We start from the raw sequence: 16,494 nt of genomic DNA, 5'->3' as shown, positions 1-16,494 counted from the left end.
GTCGACCCCCGCCAAACACCCCGACGCAACCACCACTTCAGACCCACCCGGACATAAACTGACCCGACAGGAAACGTGCCTGAACACGACAGGATGATCCCACCACTTAAGCGGGCGTCCCGCCGTCGACGTCTGCCATCGCCTGTTCGCGGACGGCCGCCATCCTTTGGAAGACGGTGACGGCCGTAGCGGCGGCGAGCATGACAAGGGTCACCAGCAAGACGACGGGAGGCAACCCGAGCCCGGTCAGGCCGGTGACGAGGAGCACAGAAATGAGCCGTTCCGCGCGCTCGGCGATGCCCACATTGGCATAGAAGCCTAATGATTCAGCCTTGGCGCGGGCGTACGAAACCACCATCCCGAGCACCAGGCAGGCCAGGGAAGCGATAGCGATCGCGCTGTTCCCGCCGCCCGTGAAGAACCAGATTGCGACGCCGGCGAAAATGGCGCCGTCTGCCAGCCGGTCCAGCGTGGAGTCGAGGAAGTTTCCCCAGGGGCCGCTGCGTCCCTGTTCCCTCGCCATGATGCCGTCCACGACGTCGGACAGCGCGAAAACGGCGATCAGCAGCGAACCCCACCAGAGCTGACCGAGGGGGTAGAGAATCAGGGCGCCGAGAACTACGCCGGCGGTCCCAACGACGGTGACGGCGTCGGGCGAGACCCCAACCCTGAGCAGGAACCGGGCAAGCGGCGAGAACAGCCCGGTGAAAAACCCGCGGGCGTGCCGATTAAGCATCCGTCTCCCCGGACAGATCCGACTCTTCAGGCCAGGCGTCGGCCACCTGCTGGCGGACCTCGTCAAGGGTCTGGGTGATGGCCTTCGTCTGGGCGATGATCGGGAAGAAGTTCCCGTCCCCACCCCAGCGCGGAACCACGTGCTGATGCAGGTGGGCGGCGATTCCCGCCCCGCCGGCCACACCTTGGTTCATGCCCAAGTTGAAGCCGCTCGGGTTGGCCACCTTTCGCAGCACCCGCATTGCGGTCTGCGTGAGCTCCGCCATTTCGGCCGTTTCCTGCACCGTGATGTCCGTGTAGTCCGGAACGTGCCGGTACGGGCACACCAGCAAATGACCGGGGTTGTAGGGAAACAAATTGAGCACCACGTAGCACGTCTTGCCGCGGCGCACGATGAGGGATTCCTCGTCCGTGCGGCTCGGAGCCACGCAGAAAGGGCAGTCGTCCTGGTTTTTGAACTGGTTCTGCCCGCCCTTGATGTAGGCCAGGCGGTGCGGAGTCCACAGGCGCTGGAAGGCATCAGGAACACCTGCCAGGCCGAAGTCGTCAGTCACTTCGGCATCGCCCGGATACTCAGCTGTCACGCCCGTGTTCTCCTGCACTGTTGCCTGCCCCCCGCGGTGCCCGACTCGTCAGCTCTCGCGGTTCTTGACGGCGTCCACAATCCTCCGGACGGCCTCGGCAACGGGCACACCGTTGTCCTGGCTGCCGTCACGGAAGCGGAACGACACCGCACCGGCCTCTGCGTCCTCCCCGCCGGCAATAAGGACGAAAGGAATCTTGTCCTTGCTCGCGGTGCGGATCTTCTTCGGGAAACGGTCCGAGGAAATGTCCACCTCGGCACGGATGCCCGCGGCCTTGAGCTGGCCGACGACGTCGAACATGTAGTCGTTGAACGCTTCCGCCACCGGAATGCCCACCACCTGCACGGGCGAGAGCCATGCGGGGAAAGCTCCGGCATAGTGTTCGGTCAGTACGCCCATGAATCGCTCTACCGAGCCGAACAAAGCACGGTGGATCATGACCGGACGCTGGCGCGTGCCGTCGGCAGCCTGGAACTCCAGCTCGAACCGCTCAGGCAGGTTGAAGTCCAGCTGGATGGTGGACATCTGCCAGGTGCGGCCCAACGCGTCCTTCGCCTGCACGGAGATCTTGGGACCGTAGAACGCGGCTCCACCCGGATCCGGGACCAGCTCCAGCCCCGAGGCCTCGGCTACTTCGGCCAAGGTGCGGGTGGCTTCCTCCCAGGCGGCGTCTTCGCCGACGAACTTGTCTTCGTTCTTGGTGGACAGTTCGAGGTAGAAGTCGTCCAGACCGTAGTCCTTGAGCAGGCCGAGGACGAAGTTCAGTGTTGTGGTGAGCTCGTCCTTCATCTGCTCACGGGTGCAGTAGATGTGGGCGTCGTCCTGTGTCATGCCGCGCACGCGGGTCAGACCGTGGACAACACCGGACTTCTCGTAGCGGTACACGGAGCCGAATTCGAAGAGCCGAAGGGGCAGTTCCCGGTAGGAGCGGCCGCGTGACCGGAAGATCAGGTTGTGCATGGGGCAGTTCATCGGCTTCAGGTAATAGTCCTGGCCGGGCTTGCGAACGGTGCCGTCGTCGTTCAATTCCGCGTCGATGTGCATCGCCGGGAACATGCCTTCCTTGTACCAGTCAAGGTGGCCGGAGACTTCGTAGAGGTGTCCCTTGGTGATGTGCGGGGTGTAGACAAACTCGTACCCGGCGTCGACGTGACGCTGGCGCGAATAGTCCTCCATCGCCTTGCGGATGATGCCGCCCTTGGGGTGGAACACCGGCAGGCCGGAGCCCAGCTCATCCGGGAAGGAAAACAGGTCAAGCTCCGCGCCGAGCTTGCGGTGATCGCGGCGCTCGGCCTCGGCGATGCGCTCCTGGTATGCCTTCAGCGCGTCCTTGGTGGGCCAGGCGGTGCCGTAGATGCGCTGCAGCTGCTGGTTGTTCTGGTTGCCCAGCCAGTATGCCGCCGAGGAGCGGGTCAGGGCGAAGGCGTTGGAGATCAGCTTGGTGTTGGGCAAGTGCGGGCCGCGGCAAAGATCGCACCAGACGCTGTCACCGCTCTTGCGGTCCACGTTGTCGTAGATGGTGATGTCTCCGGCGCCCACCTCGACGTTGACGCCCTCGCCGGCGTCGGCGGCGTCATTCTTCTTGCCCAGCAGTTCAAGCTTGTAGGGCTCGCCCTTCATGGCTTCGCGGGCTTCGTCTTCGGTGACGACGCGGCGCACGAACTTCTGGTTCTGGTTGATGATCTTTTGCATCATCTTCTCAAGCTGGCGCAGGTCTTCAGGAGTGAAGGGCTCGGCAACATCGAAGTCGAAGTAGAAGCCGTCTGTGATGTAGGGGCCGATTCCGAGTTTGGCGTCCGGACGAAGCTGCTGCACAGCCTGGGCCATGACGTGCGCGGTGGAGTGGCGCAGGACGTTCAGTCCGTCCGGCGAGTCGATGGTGATGCCATCAACCTGGGCACCCTCGGGCAGCACCTGGTCGAGGTCTTTGAGTTCGCCGTCGACACGGGTCACTACGACGTCGCGGCGCTCAAAGAAGAGTTCCGCGCCGGTGGTCCCTTCCGTCACCTTGGTCTCTTCGCCATCGACGATGAGGGTGATCTGCTGGGCATCTGACACGGGTGTCTCCTATTCATTGATAAGGCTTCATAGCTTGTGGCGTACGGGGACCACAGCCAGCCATCGTCCATCGTATCCGCTCCGGCTGGGGCAGCCAAAGCAGGCGCGGGCGCGCCGTTTTTCGCCGAGGAGACGCGGCACCGGAAGGATTTTTGACATGCGACATTACGACCCCTGCAACCCGGCGGGGAGGGACTTGGGGCTGGAGAGCGGGGCGGTTCGCGAAACCGCGCTATCGCAGGGCTACGAGCGGCCCGCGGCGCTTCTCACTTCGTGCTTCCGCCACGCGGGCTGGTGGAACAGATGCAAGCGGTGTGCCTGGCGCTCAAGGGAAGGTGTCCAGCGTCCGTGGCTCCGGTCCTTGATAAGGGCCGTTCCGGCGATCTCCCTGAGTGTGGATATCCCGCGGACAGCCGACTGCTTTGTAGCAAAAGTTGTAGACATCGCCAGAATGTCGCCTTCGCCGTCGCGTAGTGCAATCCTGTACCCATCGTTGGGTCCGTCGATCAGCTCAAAGTATCCAGCCATTGTGTAGCCTCCTTTGAAACCTGCGCTTGTAAAGGACACCAACCAGTCTACCGAGCCAAACCCATTTGGGGCGGTGGATTCTGGGACACTGTGACTGTTCCGGCAGCTCTGCTAGGGCTTGGTTTGCAGCAATGCAAGGAGGGCACTGCCGTCCGGACTGCCCAGGCCTGTGCAGGGATCCCAGCCGGTCCCGGCATGGTAGCTTCCGTTGGAACCAGTGGTGATGTCATGGAAGCCCGACGCCGGTTGGGTGCCGTTTTGGTAGAGCAGCGGCTGGATGAGCCCGAAGCGCCTGTTAGTGGCCTGCGCGAGGCGGGCAACCAGGGCCGCCCAGAGCGGTGCGACCGCACTGGTTCCGCCGATCACCATGTCTTTCCCGTCGACGCGCACCTTGTAACCCGTCTGCGGGTCGGCGACGCCGCTGACATCCGGGACGCCCCTTCCGGCCTTTTTGTGCTTGGCGTGCCCCGAGATGCCCGACTGCCAAGACGGAACGGGAAAGACGTCGCTGTAACCTCCGCCAGTAGCCGAGTTGGGGCCGTCGTTCCAGACCGTTTCCGCGCTGATGACGCCTGTCGCGGTGTCGGCTTGAAGGCGGGTTCCGCCGCAAGCCAGCACATGCGGGCTCGACGCCGGGAAATCGGCGTGATCCTTGTTGTCCGTTGCGCCGTCCGCACTGCCGTTGTCCCCGGCTGCGGCCGTCACGGTCACCCCGAGCGCCGCGGCGTCGGCCATGGCTTGGTCGAAAGCCGTCCGGGCTTGGGCGGTCCAGGCGTCTTCACTCTGGCCCCAACTGATGCTGATCGCGGCCGGCGCCGGATTTGCATGGGAGGCCGCGACAATCGCATCCAGGAACCCGGCGTCGGTGTTGGGAGCGAAGTAGACCACAATGGTGGCCTTCGGCGCCAAGGCGCCGACTACTTCGACGTCGAGCAGGACTTCCCCATCGGCGCCCGCCGGATCCTGCCCGGGCTGGTTCGCCCCGCCGTCGACTCCCACCGCGGTGACGCTGGGCGTGGCGATCCCCAGGCCCTGGAAGTAGGTGTCAAGGTCTTGCTGTCCGTAGCCGCCGCCCAGCTCAAGGATGGCAACGGTTTGGCCCGTTCCGTCCGTTCCTTCAGGGAAGTTGTAGATCTTTCCCAGCTGGGGCGGGGTGTAGCTGGTACCGGCTGTAGCCAGGGGAATGGCGCGGAATTGGGCCCGGGCCTGCGGCCGATCGTCAAGGCCGAGGACGGCGACGACGACGCCGTCGAGATCTGCAGGTACTTGCAGGCCTCCGGTGCGGTGCCGGTGGGTGACAGCGGTGCCGTCCGGGCTTCGACTCGTCAGCTCGTCAAGCGACGTGCCGAAGATGCTGCTCATCCGATCCACGGTTCCAGACAGCCGAATTCTGCGGCTGGCTGCGTCCGACTCCACAACGTCGAGACCAAGATCGGCGAAGGTGCGTACAGTGAGATCAAGGTCTGCTGCCGACGCGCCGTACCGGGAGGCCAGTTCGTCCCGCGAAAGCGCAGCGGACGGAACTTCGGGCATCTCTTCCTGGCGCCTCAGGATGACCGTCGCCTCGATCCGACGCGAAGGATCGACGGGACCGAGAACGTCCCGGACGCCCGGAGCCGGAGCCCTGTCTGATCCGGGCAGCGGAACGCTTTGCGTTTCCTTAGGCTGTCGGTCTTCTGGAGTGTCCTGCATCGACATTGGTGCCTCCTACGCTCGCTGTGAGAGAGCTTCGTCCCCTGCGATTATGCACCAGGAGCCATTTTGGCACCATGGCCTGGAACAGGAATGGTCACTGGCGCCGACTCGGCTGGCGCGGCTTCCGAAGGGCTTGGGCACGGCGGCGGCCCACGGTAGCGTGGGGCCTTGGCGGCCCAAGCCACAGCAATGGCCGGCGCAGCGGCGAGTCAAAGGAGCGAACCATCAATAGGTCACACCGAACATCAGCCCATGAACCCGACACCGCAGTTGAATTGAACCCGGTGTTCAGCCGGCCGGGAGAATCCAGTATTTTTCCACGGTTCACCATTCCGGACGGTGAGTCCCTTCCTTCGACTGCTTATCAGGTAGTCCACGACGAGGCCATGTTGGACGGCAACTCCCGCCTGAACCTCGCCACGTTCGTCGGAACCTGGATGGAACCCGAGGCGTCGAAGCTGTACGCCGAAACGTTCGACAAGAACATGATCGACAAGGACGAATACCCCCAGACGGCATTAATTGAGACCCGCTGCTGGCGGATGCTCGCGGACTTGTGGAACGCGCCCGATCCCGCCAAGTCCGTGGGGACCTCGACGATCGGTTCTTCCGAGGCATGCATGCTGGGCGGCCTGGCCTTGAAGCGTCGTTGGCAGCATGCGCGGCGGGCGGCCGGCCTTTCCACCGAGAAACCCAACCTGGTCCTCAGCTCGGCCGTGCAGGTCTGCTGGGAGAAGTTCTGCAACTACTGGGATGTGGAGGCCCGGTACGTTCCGGTGTCCAAGGAACACCAAATGCTGGACGGCTACGAGCTGGACAAATACGTGGACGAGAACACCATTGGCGTTGTGGCCATCATGGGCGTGACCTACACGGGAGTCTATGAACCCGTCGAAAAAATCTCGGCGGCGCTGGACGAAATCCAGGAAAAGCACGGCTTTGATGTTCCGATCCACGTCGACGGCGCCTCCGGAGCGATGGTTGCACCCTTCCTGCAGAGGGAGACTGTCTGGGACTTTCGCCTGCCGCGGGTTGCCTCGATCAACACCTCCGGCCACAAGTACGGCTTGGTCTATCCCGGCCTCGGCTGGATCATTTGGCGGGACGAGCAAGCGCTCCCCGAAGACCTGATCTTCCATGTCAGCTACCTCGGCGGGAACATGCCCAGCTTCGCCCTGAACTTCTCGCGGCCCGGCGCCCAGGTGCTGCTTCAGTACTACCTGTTCCTCCGGCTCGGATACGAGGGATACAAATCCGTTCAGGCAACCTCCCGGGACGTGGCGCTCTATCTATCGAGTGAAATAGGGGCGATGGAGCCGTTTACTTTGTGGAGCGACGGATCGGACATCCCGGTCTTTGCTTGGCAGCTCACCGACGGCTACACGGAGAATTGGAACCTTCACCACTTGTCCGAACGGCTGCGGATGAATGGATGGCTCGTCCCCGCGTACCCCATGCCAGACGGATTAAGCGAGATCACAGTCCAACGGATCGTTGTCCGCAACGGTTTCACACGGGACCTCGCATCCAGTTTCCTGGCCGATCTCAAGAAGGAAGTGGCCTACTTGGACAGCCTCACCTCACCGATGCCCGCCGGTGGGCAAACCCAGGCGTTCCATCACTAACCAGCACCTTCAACACCAGCCGCTTCAAGGAAGGACGTGTGCCATGTGCCGATTGTTCGGCTTGCACGCCGGTTCGCAAGCAGTCCGCGCCACCTTCTGGCTTTTGGACGCGCCGGACAGCCTCGCTGACCAGAGCCGGCGCGAGCCCGACGGCGCCGGCATAGGGACATTTGACAGTGACGGTAAGGCCCATGTCGCCAAACAGCCCCTCGCCGCATGGGAGGACCACGCCTTCGCGCGTGAGGCGCGGGTCCTGAAGAGCACGACGTTCCTGGCCCATGTGCGGTATGCCAGTACCGGCGCGCACACCATGGTCAACACGCACCCGTTCGAGCAGGACGGGAGGTTGTTCGCCCACAACGGCGCCTTCGGCGATCTTGAACGGCTCGATCAGCGGCTGGCCGAGTTCGGGGTTTCGGATCTGGTGCAGGGCCAGACAGACAGTGAACGCCTCTTCGCATTGATCACCGCGGAGAGCAGGCGCGCGGACGGCGACGTCGGCGAAGGCATCACCCGGGCGATCAGCTGGATCGCCAAGGAGCTGCCAGTGTTCAGCTTGAATCTGATCCTGACGACGGCGAGCGACGTTTGGGCGGTCAGGTATCCGGACACGCATGAACTGCACATTCTGGAACGGTTGCCCACCCGCTCCGAGGAGGCAGCTCCCCTGGACGCTCGGAGCTCCCGCATCCGCGCACACAGCAAGGATTTGGCCCATTCCGGACACGTCCTCATTGCCACCGAACCAATGGATGACAACCCGGAGTGGAGAGCACTGCCGGGCGGTGCGTTGGTCCACATCGGTCCGGATCTGGCCGTGACCACGAGCCGTCCCTTCCCGGAGGCTCCGGCACATCCGCTCACGCTATCCGACCTCTCCCCCTCCGCGGCAGCATCCCAGAAGCCGTGATCCTCGAACACAAGGCAGCGCCCGGCGTCTTGGGCTTATGGCCGCGTGTTCATCGCGTCCGTGGGCACCGCCGCGCATAAGATCGATCCATGACCGCTGAAGTCGAATCCGAAACCGCCTTCGTCCCGGCCGTCCAACTCGACGGGCAAATGAGCATCAACGACGTCCTGCTTGAGTTGGGGCGGGAACCCGTGGTGTACCCGTCCGCGAACGCCGACGCCGGCGATTTCCACATTTTCTAGCACTGACGCTCGGGGAACTCCCGCTGATAGAGGTACTCGCAGGGACTCCCTCAAGGCGCTCAAACGTCACTATCGTTGATCGCATGGACAACCGGAACGACGCCCGCGATTTTCTTGCTTCCCGGCGTGCGAAGATCACCCCCGAACAGGCGGGGCTACCGACGTCGGGCGGCAACCGGCGCGTAGCCGGTCTCCGTCGCGGAGAAGTCGCAACCCTGGCCGGGGTAAGCGTTGAGTATTACACGCGGCTGGAACGCGGAAACCTTGCCGGAGTGTCTGAAAGCGTCCTGGAAGCATTGGCCAGGGCTCTCCAACTCGACGAAGCTGAGAGCGCACACCTGTTCGATCTGGCGCGCACAGCCGGGACGAGCAAGCGGCAGCGTCGGTCGGCGCCACAACAGGTCCGGCCAAGTGTCCAGTTTGCGCTTGACGCCATCACTGACGCGCCGGCATTTGTTCGCAACGCCCGCATGGATATCCTCGCCGCCAACAAACTTGGCCTTGCTTTACATTCCGAGATGTACGTCAACCCGGTCCGGCCGGCAAACTATGCGCGCTTCATTTTCCTGGATGAAGAGCGGGCGCGGCGGTTCTTCCCGGATTGGGAACTCGCTGCCAACAACATGGTGGCCATCCTGCGCACAGAGGCCGGCCGAGACCCCTTCGACCGCGGATTGAGCGATCTTGTAGGCGAACTTTCCACCCGAAGCGATGAATTCCGCACTCGCTGGGCCGCCCACAATGTGCGCCGCCACTACAGCGGCTTCAAGCATTTCCATCACCCAGTGGTGGGCGAACTCCGGTTGCTGTTCGAGGCAATGGAATTGTCAGCGGACACCGGCCTCTCCCTGTTCATCTACCCTGCAGAACCTGGCTCCCCCTCGGCAGACGCCCTGCGCCTCCTCGCGAGCTGGGCCGCCACGCAGGAAATGGCAGATCAACCCCAAACCGCACCCACTGCAGGCGGAGTGTGACGGCCTAGGGTGTTGATCGGGCTTCCGCCAGGCGGGACTTCAACCACGAAACGGCGTGTCTTCTCTGAACGGACGGAAAGGCGTGCCCGCCTTCGAAAGGATCGAAATCGGCGACGCCTTCCCTAAAGGAACCGACGAGGCCCTGGACGTCCTGAAACGGAAACAGTGGATCTTCCTGTCCGGCGACGATCAGTACACGCTGGAGCCCCACCTGGCCGCCCAGCGAATGACCGACAATCCCCAGAGGCCCTTGCACCTCATCGCAAGCTTCGAGCCACGAAGTAGCCATGGCAATTTCCCTCGTGTGGACGCCCTGCAGCGTTGAACCACCAGCCATGAGGTGCTGCGCATCGCGGTCTTCCGCCAGGTGAGGGTCAACGGCGTCACGCTGCCGCTCTTCGAATCCGAGGAGGTCCGGGACGAGCGTCGGAACGCCGGACTCGGCCAATTCGACGGCGAAAGCCATTCGCGGGTCACCTCCAAGCCCGGCGAGCTCGCTCTTTCCCAGCGCATAGTTTGCGGCGTGTTGATGGACCGCCACCACGGCACCCACGTGGTGATCGTCGTCGATCGGATTAAGGAACAGGCAAGGAACCATATCCCCTGCATCCGTCCAAAGCTCGATCCGCTCGCGTAGGACATCTCCCTGACGCAGGCGCGGGCCGCGAACAACCTTGGCTGCGACATACGACCGGATAGGGTCCAAGCCAAGAAGCGAGAGGACCTTGGACCGTGCTGCATCCACCACGCGGTTTCCCATCAATGATCGGTCGGTACGGTCTTTGTGCGCCTAGCTTACGGCCTTGGCCCTCGGCGCCCCTCTTCGTCTCCTCGCTCGTCGTCGCGCTGCCGTCGGTCTCCGGCGTCGTCCCTGTCCCGACGGCGTCCCTCACCATTCGTGTCCGAGCGGTTGCCCGCATCGGGGTCCAACTCTTCCGCCCGCCGCAGTCTGTCCTGCGAGACTTCGTTGGCCCGTTCGGCTGCCTTCTGCTTGTCGGTGGCCTCCTGATGCAAGCGTTCCGCTTCGCTCTCGGCGCGGGCGGCGTCAGCTGCCGCTCGAGCGGCCTCAGCGCTGCGCTCGTGAGCTCCGAGGGCGTCGGCACGGGCTTTCTCGCGGAGGTCCGCAGCGCGCTTGCGGTTAGCTGCGTCCTTCGCGCGGCGCCCATAAGCGACGACGGCGACGATCACGGCGATGATCACAATCGCCACCACGATCCAAATCCATGCTTGCCCGTCCATTGCGGCTCCCCTCGAAAATTGACTGTGCTTCCGGTGCGCAAGTTCTATCGTTCGGCCGACCCTGCCGTTGGCAGCTCGGATCGGCGTCCCCGGACAGCGCGCGGATGCTAGTCCCTTGAGTCAACAACTTTGCGTGAAACATGGCACGAGTAGCCTGTACTTGTTTTCCCCAGAGGTTCCAGCGGATTGCCGCTGCTGGTTTACTCAACGGCAGGCGACTGTCGCCGAACGCCAAAGGACAGCGAGGGTTCGTCGGGCGTAGCGAGGGTCAGCACCGCCTCCTCGACGGTCTCCTCATCTTCCAGTTCCCGTTCCACACGGCGCAATGCGATGGCTACTTCATGCTCCCGAAGGTCGCCCGTGATATCCACGGCCGCCACGAGGTATAGCTTGCGCGGCCCAACAAACTCCAGGTGCAGATACGTCAGGCGATCGATTTCCGGGTGTTCCATGACCCTGATCGCCATCGACTTCTCGAGTTCCGGTGTAACGCCCTGACCGACGAGGAAGCGACGATTGCGATCTATCAGCACCACCGCGATAACACCGAGAAGGATGCCGACAAATATGGATCCGAGGGCATCTGGGAGCGGCGATCCAGTGAGCTGGTGCAGGAAGATCCCCAAGAAGGCAATGAGCAGGCCTATCAGCGCGGCACTGTCCTCCGCGAAAACGGCGCGCATGGTGGGGTCCGAGCTTTTGAGCACTTGTTCCAAGGTGCGACGTTCAAGTTGCCTTGCCGACGTGCGGGCCTGACGGAACGCTTGGATGAACGAGGCCCCTTCGAGCACGAACGATATCGCCAAAACGACATAGGCGACCTCGAAATCACCGGCTGGTTCCGGTGCGAAAAGCTGTTGGACACCGTGCATCACGGACACAACTGCCCCTGCTGTGAACAAGCCAAAGGCGGCAAACATCGACCACACGTAAGCTTCCCTGCCGTAGCCCATCGGATGGGCCACATCCCGCTGTTTCGAGGATCTCCTTTCAGCCACCAGCAGGAATATCTGGTTGCCGGTGTCCGCCCAGGAGTGGGCGGACTCGGCGATCATCGAAGCGGAGCCGGTAAGTATGGCGGCGACGGTTTTTGCCGCGGCGACCAAAAGATTTGCGGCAAAGGCCAAGATCACGGTCATGAGGGATGAAGATGGCATCTTGACCTTCTTGGTTTCAACCATGGAAGCCACGGTACCCAACAACCGTGGAGACCACGCCTAGTGGCTGCCGAGGAACGAACGGAGGGTAAGGGCGAGTTCATGCCAGGCCGAAGTTATCCTGCCGATCCAGGCTTCAGGGGCATAAAGGCGTTTTGCGTGGGTGAGCCCGCGGGGCGCTTTGACCGAAAAGACGAAGCCTTCAGGTAGCCGGCGTCGCCAGCTGGCAAACGATGGATCACGCGGCCACCGATAGAAACTCGCGTTGAGTTCAACGGTCTCGAATTGCTGCACGTAGTAACCGAGCCGGTTGCGGGAGGGAGTACCGGAGGGATAGAGCACGTGGTCCCAGTGGTCATAACTCCACCCCGACGTTCCAACGTGGGTTCCCATTCGGCCAGCCTATGGTCGACGTCACTCAATACGTAAGCTGATGATATCCGGGTTTGATGAGAGGTTGGTCGATGGCCATGCGATTCGGGTCGATTTTCGGGCTGTTCGTGGTGATCTGGCTCATAGTTGGAGCGGTAGCCGCCGGGCAGCGTGGCTACTTCAGCGCAGTTCCCGCGCAGTGCTCCCAGTTGGCAACAATTAGCCTGAATATTGTTGCCGGCCCCCTGAACTACATGGGACTGAACCCTGTGGCAGGCTGCGAACTGCCGCGGCCGTCGTGAGCCAACCAGAAGACTCTCTACTCCCTGGGCCGGCTGCCGACTCCAGGCATGAGTCCGAGGACCAGCGGATGGACCGCAACTGGAACGAGCTGCTTCAGGAAATGCGCGTCCTCCAGACAGGCGTCCAAATTATCGGCGGCTTCCTGCTGACCCTGCCGTTCCAGCAGAGATTCGGCACCCTGGCCGAGCTGCAGAAGTGGTGGTTCCTCGTTCTGGTCGTTCTGGCGACCATGACCACCGGCCTCATGCTGGTACCGGTCAGCCTGCACCGGCGGCTCTTCCAGCATCATGTCAAGGACCGGTTGGTGGCTGCAGGGGACATGATCGTCAAGGCCGCCGTGGCGTGTGTATCCCTGCTGATCGCAGGATGTGCCGGACTGATCTTCAGCGTTGCCGTGGGTCCCGAAGCTGGCCTCGCCGCCGGCGGCGGCATTCTTGTCGCTCTCGCGGCGCTCGTGCTCGTGTACCCGCTGCTTTCCTGGTCTCCCCGGCGTAGAAAAGCAGAGCCGGAACCCTAAGTCGCAGCCCAAAAACCGAGCTAGTGTAGGTCCTTTCGATCAATATAGTAAGTTTACTGATCAATTTCCCGGAATCCATGGACAAGGGGCCGCCCGGCCTACTAGTTTCGATGTGGAAGCACGCTCAAGCGACCGTCGAAAGAAGGCCAGTGTCCTTCTTTTCCGGGGCCAAGGTACAGCATCTCTGAGGCCTTCCTCCCGGTCGCCGACAGAAGACGTCTTGAGCAGCCGGTTCTTGATTTCCACCAACAGGTTCAACCAGCACGGAACGGACGGTATGGACATGGACAAGCAGCACGCAGCCGAGGAAGAGGCAGCCGGAGGCTACGGAACTCCGACGCCGGAACAAGAAACAGCAGGACGCGGGGCCCAGCAGGCGAATCAGGGCGGGCACAACGGATCAACCGCGGTGCCATCGGCCGACGCCGAGCTGGATGAGTCGAACTCCGAGGGAAGCAAGCCAGGGAGCTCCTTCTCATCCGAACCGAAGGGCGATGCGACAGGACTGCCCGAGGATAAGTCCCCGAAAGACGACGACGGCGAAACATTCGACGCCGGCTAGACCGCCAGACGACCACTAACCTCCGCAGGAACAAGCGCAAGCAAGGAGCACAAACATGGCTACGGTTAACCGAACAATCGACGTGGAAGTTCCCGTTTCAGTGGCTTACAACCAATGGACCCAGTTCGAGTCTTTCCCGGAATTCATGAAGGGCGTCGAAGCGGTCGAACAAATCGACGAGACCGCCCTGCATTTTTCCACCAATGTCGGCGGCGTCAAGCGCGACTTCAACGCCCAAATCCTTGAGCAGGTCCCGGATTCACTGGTCAGCTGGGCCAGCATTGACGGACCAAGGAACGCCGGCACCGTAAGCTTCGAACCACTCGGCGCGGACCGTACCCGAGTAAATGTGGAGATCGAATGGGAGCCGGAGAGCCTTGCCGAAAAGGCCGGCTCGATGGTGGGCATCGACGACATGCGGGTTTCAGCCGACCTCGACAAGTTCAAGAAATTCATCGAAGAGCGCGGCTATGAGACTGGCGGCTGGCGAGGCTCCGTGGCCGCCGGCGATGTCGACGACTCCGGGGCAGCAGTATTCCGTGCCGCTACCACTTCGGAACTGCCCGCCGTCGATCCTGACTTGACGGCCCCTGCCGCTACGGAAGCGGCCGACGGCGGCGACGCGGCTCGCGTCGGCCAGTACACCGAGGGCGACTACGGCACGGAGCGCGTCACGGATCTCCCCGCAGAGCGGATCGAAGGCGACTACACCGCGGAGGAAACCGAAACACGTCCGCGTCTGTCGGACCGCTGAGCCCAGTGGGGCAGGCCACGAACAGGCCGGCCCCACGGACGTCCGCCGAGACTTCATCGACTATTCGAGGAGCAAACAATGAGCGAGTTCCCCCCCCCCCCGACCCCACGCGAGACCCTAACGCTGACCCCACCCGAGAGCCTGGTCCAAGCCCGACGCCGGAGCCGGTGCCGTTGCCGGAGCCCGGGCCGACACCTGTGCCGACCCCTGGCCCGGACTTTCCCTCTCCGCCTTCGCGCCCCGTGGGAGAGCCGCCCCTCACGATCTTGTAGGCCCGACATGAAGTGCTGGCCGCCCGCTCAGAGCGAATGAAAGGCAACTGAGATGTCGAACGATCCAGAAATGCGGCCTGCACTGATGCAAGCCGAAGAAGCGGATTCCATCCGGGCTCTGGCGACACAATTGCGTGTGGACTCCATCAGGTGCAGCACCAACGCCGGCTCGGGTCATCCCACGTCGTCGTTGTCGGCCGCAGATCTCATGGCGGTCCTCCTCACCAGGCACCTTCGCTACGACTGGGAACACCCGGCTTTGCCGAACAACGACCACCTCATTTTCTCCAAGGGACATGCTTCACCGCTTCTGTACTCCATGTATCGGGCCGTGGGCGTGGTCGAGGAAGAGGAACTGCTGAGCACCTATCGTCAGTTCGGTGCCCGCCTTCAGGGCCACCCGACGCCGGTGCTGCCTTGGGTGGATGTGGCGACCGGCTCGCTGGGACAAGGGCTGCCGGTCGCCGTCGGTGTGAGCCTCGCAGGACGGTACCTGGACAAGCTTCCCTTCCACACCTGGGTGTTGTGCGGAGACAGCGAGCTGGCTGAAGGGTCCATCTGGGAGGCCCTCGACAAGGCGGCCTACTACAAGCTCGGCGACCTCACCGCCGTCGTCGACGTCAACCGGCTCGGCCAGGACGGCCCGACCGAACTGCAGTGGGACATGGACGCCTACGCCAGACGGGTAGAAGCCTTCGGGGCCCGGGCCCTCATCATCGACGGTCATGACCTCAGCCAGATAGACGACGCCCTGAGCCGGGCCCGCACGGAACACGATCAGCCGACCGTGATTCTGGCCAAGACGATCAAGGGCAAAGGGGTAGCTGAGATCGAAGACCAGAACGGCTGGCACGGCAAAGCGCTCCCGGCGGACATGGCCGAGAAAGCCATCGCAGCCCTTGGGGGGCCAAGCAGTGTCCACGTGACCACCCTTCCTCCGGAGCCCGGCACTCCAGCAATCACGCCGGCCCCCCACGCTTCGGTCACACTGCCACAGTGGAAAATTGGCGAGAAAGTAGCGACCAGGGCCGCCTTTGGCGCCGCCGTGTCCGCGCTTGCGGTCCGCCCCGAAGTGGTGGTCCTTGATGGCGAAGTGGGGAATTCGACCCACGCCGGAGACTTCAAGGAGGTGGCTCCTGAGCGGTATTTCGAAATCTTCATTGCCGAGCAGCAACTCGTCTCCGCAACCATCGGCCTCTCGGTGCGTGGCTACGTGGCCTTCGCCTCAAGTTTCGCGGCTTTCCTGATTTCGCGGCCATTCGACTTTATCCGCATGGCCGGAGTCTCAGAAGTGGACATCCGGCTCGTCGGCACGCACGCCGGCGTTGAAATCGGGCAAGATGGTCCTTCGCAAATGGCCTTGGAGGACATAGCAGCCATGCGGGCAGTGCACAGTTCCACGGTGCTCTATCCGGCCGACGCCCCTTCGACGGCGCAGCTCGTGAGCACCATGGCGGACACGCCCGGAATCTCCTACCTACGCGCCACCCGGGGAGCCTATCCCGTGATTTACGGGCCGGACGAACAGTTCCCCCTTGGCGGAAGCAAGGTTCACGGCGCCGGCCCCGACGACCAAGTTGCCCTCATCGGCGCCGGCGTCACGCTCCACGAATGCCTCGCTGCCGCCGAGGAACTGGCACAGTCGGGGATCAAAGCCCGGGTCATCGACCTCTACTCCATCAAGCCGGTCGATGTCGAGACCTTGCGCCGGACGTGCCTCGAAACCGACGGCCGGATCGTTGTAGCGGAAGACCACTACGCGCAAGGCGGCATCGCGTCGGCCGTCCTCGAAGCGCTCGCGAGTGCCAACACGCCCAAACTCCATATGGCGCTGCTCGCAGTGAGGGAGCTGCCGGGTTCCGGCGAACCCACGGACTTGCTCAACGCCGCAGGTATTTCCGCGCGCCACATCGCTGCCGCCGCGCGCGACCTCGTCATGGACTGAGGCCGCAACGTCGCGACGGCGC

Annotated in this window: 17 protein-coding genes and 1 pseudogene; 9 read left to right on the top strand and 9 right to left on the bottom strand. The window is 63.1% G+C overall.

The window, feature by feature from the left end:
* Positions 1–106: 106 nt before the first annotated feature.
* The 5 genes from pgsA to AC4CS3_RS09855 all read right to left on the bottom strand — a co-directional run bounded on the left by pgsA (position 107) and on the right by AC4CS3_RS09855 (position 5,603).
* Positions 107–736: a phosphatidylinositol phosphate synthase gene (pgsA, locus tag AC4CS3_RS09875; RefSeq protein ID WP_490783284.1), complete on the bottom strand. Its 630-nt coding sequence runs from the start codon at positions 734–736 to the stop codon at positions 107–109.
* Positions 729–1,337 (bottom strand): HIT family protein, encoded by a 609-nt coding sequence (locus AC4CS3_RS09870; RefSeq protein ID WP_345450673.1) that lies wholly within the window; start codon positions 1,335–1,337, stop codon positions 729–731. Before AC4CS3_RS09870 ends, pgsA begins: the two co-directional genes overlap by 8 nt.
* 30 nt (positions 1,338–1,367) lie before the next feature.
* Positions 1,368–3,377 carry a threonine--tRNA ligase gene (gene thrS / locus AC4CS3_RS09865; protein WP_490783283.1) on the bottom strand — a complete coding sequence of 670 codons (2,010 nt, stop codon included), beginning with the start codon at positions 3,375–3,377 and terminating at the stop codon, positions 1,368–1,370.
* Between the two features lie 243 nt (positions 3,378–3,620).
* Positions 3,621–3,905: a YegP family protein gene (locus tag AC4CS3_RS09860; RefSeq protein ID WP_490783282.1), complete on the bottom strand. Its 285-nt coding sequence runs from the start codon at positions 3,903–3,905 to the stop codon at positions 3,621–3,623.
* A 111-nt stretch (positions 3,906–4,016) separates the two neighbouring features.
* Entirely contained in the window at positions 4,017–5,603 is a 1,587-nt protein-coding gene (locus tag AC4CS3_RS09855; protein ID WP_490783281.1) for a S53 family peptidase, read from the bottom strand.
* A 221-nt stretch (positions 5,604–5,824) separates the two neighbouring features.
* Between AC4CS3_RS09855 and gad the strand changes: the two genes are divergently transcribed.
* The 4 genes from gad to AC4CS3_RS09835 all read left to right on the top strand — a co-directional run bounded on the left by gad (position 5,825) and on the right by AC4CS3_RS09835 (position 9,351).
* The gene (gene gad, locus AC4CS3_RS09850; protein ID WP_490783290.1) at positions 5,825–7,225 is read left to right on the top strand and encodes a glutamate decarboxylase; all 1,401 of its coding nucleotides are present in this window, start codon (positions 5,825–5,827) and stop codon (positions 7,223–7,225) included.
* A gap of 43 nt (positions 7,226–7,268) precedes the next feature.
* Complete coding sequence (locus tag AC4CS3_RS09845; RefSeq protein ID WP_490783280.1) at positions 7,269–8,135, top strand: class II glutamine amidotransferase; 867 nt, start codon at positions 7,269–7,271, stop codon at positions 8,133–8,135.
* Between the two features lie 89 nt (positions 8,136–8,224).
* Positions 8,225–8,377 (top strand): hypothetical protein, encoded by a 153-nt coding sequence (locus tag AC4CS3_RS09840; RefSeq protein WP_172465612.1) that lies wholly within the window; start codon positions 8,225–8,227, stop codon positions 8,375–8,377.
* Between the two features lie 83 nt (positions 8,378–8,460).
* Positions 8,461–9,351 carry a helix-turn-helix transcriptional regulator gene (locus AC4CS3_RS09835; RefSeq protein WP_490783279.1) on the top strand — a complete coding sequence of 297 codons (891 nt, stop codon included), beginning with the start codon at positions 8,461–8,463 and terminating at the stop codon, positions 9,349–9,351.
* A gap of 4 nt (positions 9,352–9,355) precedes the next feature.
* Here the strand turns inward: AC4CS3_RS09835 and AC4CS3_RS09830 are convergent, their stop codons facing one another.
* The 4 genes and pseudogenes from AC4CS3_RS09830 to AC4CS3_RS09815 form a co-directional block, all read right to left on the bottom strand.
* A complete protein-coding gene (locus AC4CS3_RS09830; protein ID WP_490783278.1) occupies positions 9,356–10,099 on the bottom strand; it encodes a dienelactone hydrolase family protein in 744 nt (247 codons plus the stop codon).
* A 47-nt stretch (positions 10,100–10,146) separates the two neighbouring features.
* Positions 10,147–10,590, bottom strand: coding sequence for a hypothetical protein (locus AC4CS3_RS09825; RefSeq protein WP_490783277.1), 444 nt, complete (start codon positions 10,588–10,590; stop codon positions 10,147–10,149).
* 200 nt (positions 10,591–10,790) lie between these two features.
* Positions 10,791–11,771, bottom strand: a complete 981-nt coding sequence (locus AC4CS3_RS09820) for a cation diffusion facilitator family transporter (protein WP_490783276.1) — start codon at positions 11,769–11,771, stop codon at positions 10,791–10,793.
* A 72-nt stretch (positions 11,772–11,843) separates the two neighbouring features.
* A pseudogene (locus AC4CS3_RS09815) lies at positions 11,844–12,140 on the bottom strand (DUF72 domain-containing protein); the annotation flags it as partial.
* Between the two features lie 71 nt (positions 12,141–12,211).
* Here AC4CS3_RS09815 and AC4CS3_RS09810 point away from each other — a divergent pair.
* The 5 genes from AC4CS3_RS09810 to AC4CS3_RS09790 all read left to right on the top strand — a co-directional run bounded on the left by AC4CS3_RS09810 (position 12,212) and on the right by AC4CS3_RS09790 (position 16,472).
* Complete coding sequence (locus tag AC4CS3_RS09810) at positions 12,212–12,421, top strand: hypothetical protein (protein ID WP_490783275.1); 210 nt, start codon at positions 12,212–12,214, stop codon at positions 12,419–12,421.
* On the top strand, positions 12,418–12,939 hold the full coding sequence (locus AC4CS3_RS09805; protein WP_490783274.1) for a DUF6328 family protein: 522 nt from the start codon (positions 12,418–12,420) through the stop codon (positions 12,937–12,939). Before AC4CS3_RS09810 ends, AC4CS3_RS09805 begins: the two co-directional genes overlap by 4 nt.
* Positions 12,940–13,159: 220 nt before the next feature.
* Positions 13,160–13,501, top strand: a complete 342-nt coding sequence (locus AC4CS3_RS09800; RefSeq protein WP_490783273.1) for a hypothetical protein — start codon at positions 13,160–13,162, stop codon at positions 13,499–13,501.
* Between the two features lie 55 nt (positions 13,502–13,556).
* Positions 13,557–14,255: an SRPBCC family protein gene (locus AC4CS3_RS09795; protein WP_490783272.1), complete on the top strand. Its 699-nt coding sequence runs from the start codon at positions 13,557–13,559 to the stop codon at positions 14,253–14,255.
* 324 nt (positions 14,256–14,579) lie between these two features.
* Complete coding sequence (locus AC4CS3_RS09790) at positions 14,580–16,472, top strand: transketolase (RefSeq protein ID WP_490783271.1); 1,893 nt, start codon at positions 14,580–14,582, stop codon at positions 16,470–16,472.
* The last annotated feature ends 22 nt before the right edge of the window (positions 16,473–16,494 follow it).

It is taken from the genome of Arthrobacter sp. SE2 (genome assembly GCF_058244265.1).
This window is presented reverse-complemented; position numbering and strand designations above follow the sequence as displayed.

What these genes read in the sequence shown, in the direction of transcription:
- pgsA (WP_490783284.1), bottom strand. Translation starts at nt 736, where the DNA reads ATGCTTAATCGGCACGCCCGCGGGTTTTTCACCGGGCTGTTCTCGCCG.
- AC4CS3_RS09860 (WP_490783282.1), bottom strand. Translation starts at nt 3,905, where the DNA reads ATGGCTGGATACTTTGAGCTGATCGACGGACCCAACGATGGGTACAGG.
- AC4CS3_RS09855 (WP_490783281.1), bottom strand. Translation starts at nt 5,603, where the DNA reads ATGTCGATGCAGGACACTCCAGAAGACCGACAGCCTAAGGAAACGCAA.
- AC4CS3_RS09845 (WP_490783280.1), top strand. Translation starts at nt 7,269, where the DNA reads ATGTGCCGATTGTTCGGCTTGCACGCCGGTTCGCAAGCAGTCCGCGCC.
- AC4CS3_RS09840 (WP_172465612.1), top strand. Translation starts at nt 8,225, where the DNA reads ATGACCGCTGAAGTCGAATCCGAAACCGCCTTCGTCCCGGCCGTCCAA.
- AC4CS3_RS09835 (WP_490783279.1), top strand. Translation starts at nt 8,461, where the DNA reads ATGGACAACCGGAACGACGCCCGCGATTTTCTTGCTTCCCGGCGTGCG.
- AC4CS3_RS09825 (WP_490783277.1), bottom strand. Translation starts at nt 10,590, where the DNA reads ATGGACGGGCAAGCATGGATTTGGATCGTGGTGGCGATTGTGATCATC.
- AC4CS3_RS09820 (WP_490783276.1), bottom strand. Translation starts at nt 11,771, where the DNA reads ATGGTTGAAACCAAGAAGGTCAAGATGCCATCTTCATCCCTCATGACC.
- AC4CS3_RS09810 (WP_490783275.1), top strand. Translation starts at nt 12,212, where the DNA reads ATGGCCATGCGATTCGGGTCGATTTTCGGGCTGTTCGTGGTGATCTGG.
- AC4CS3_RS09795 (WP_490783272.1), top strand. Translation starts at nt 13,557, where the DNA reads ATGGCTACGGTTAACCGAACAATCGACGTGGAAGTTCCCGTTTCAGTG.
- AC4CS3_RS09790 (WP_490783271.1), top strand. Translation starts at nt 14,580, where the DNA reads ATGTCGAACGATCCAGAAATGCGGCCTGCACTGATGCAAGCCGAAGAA.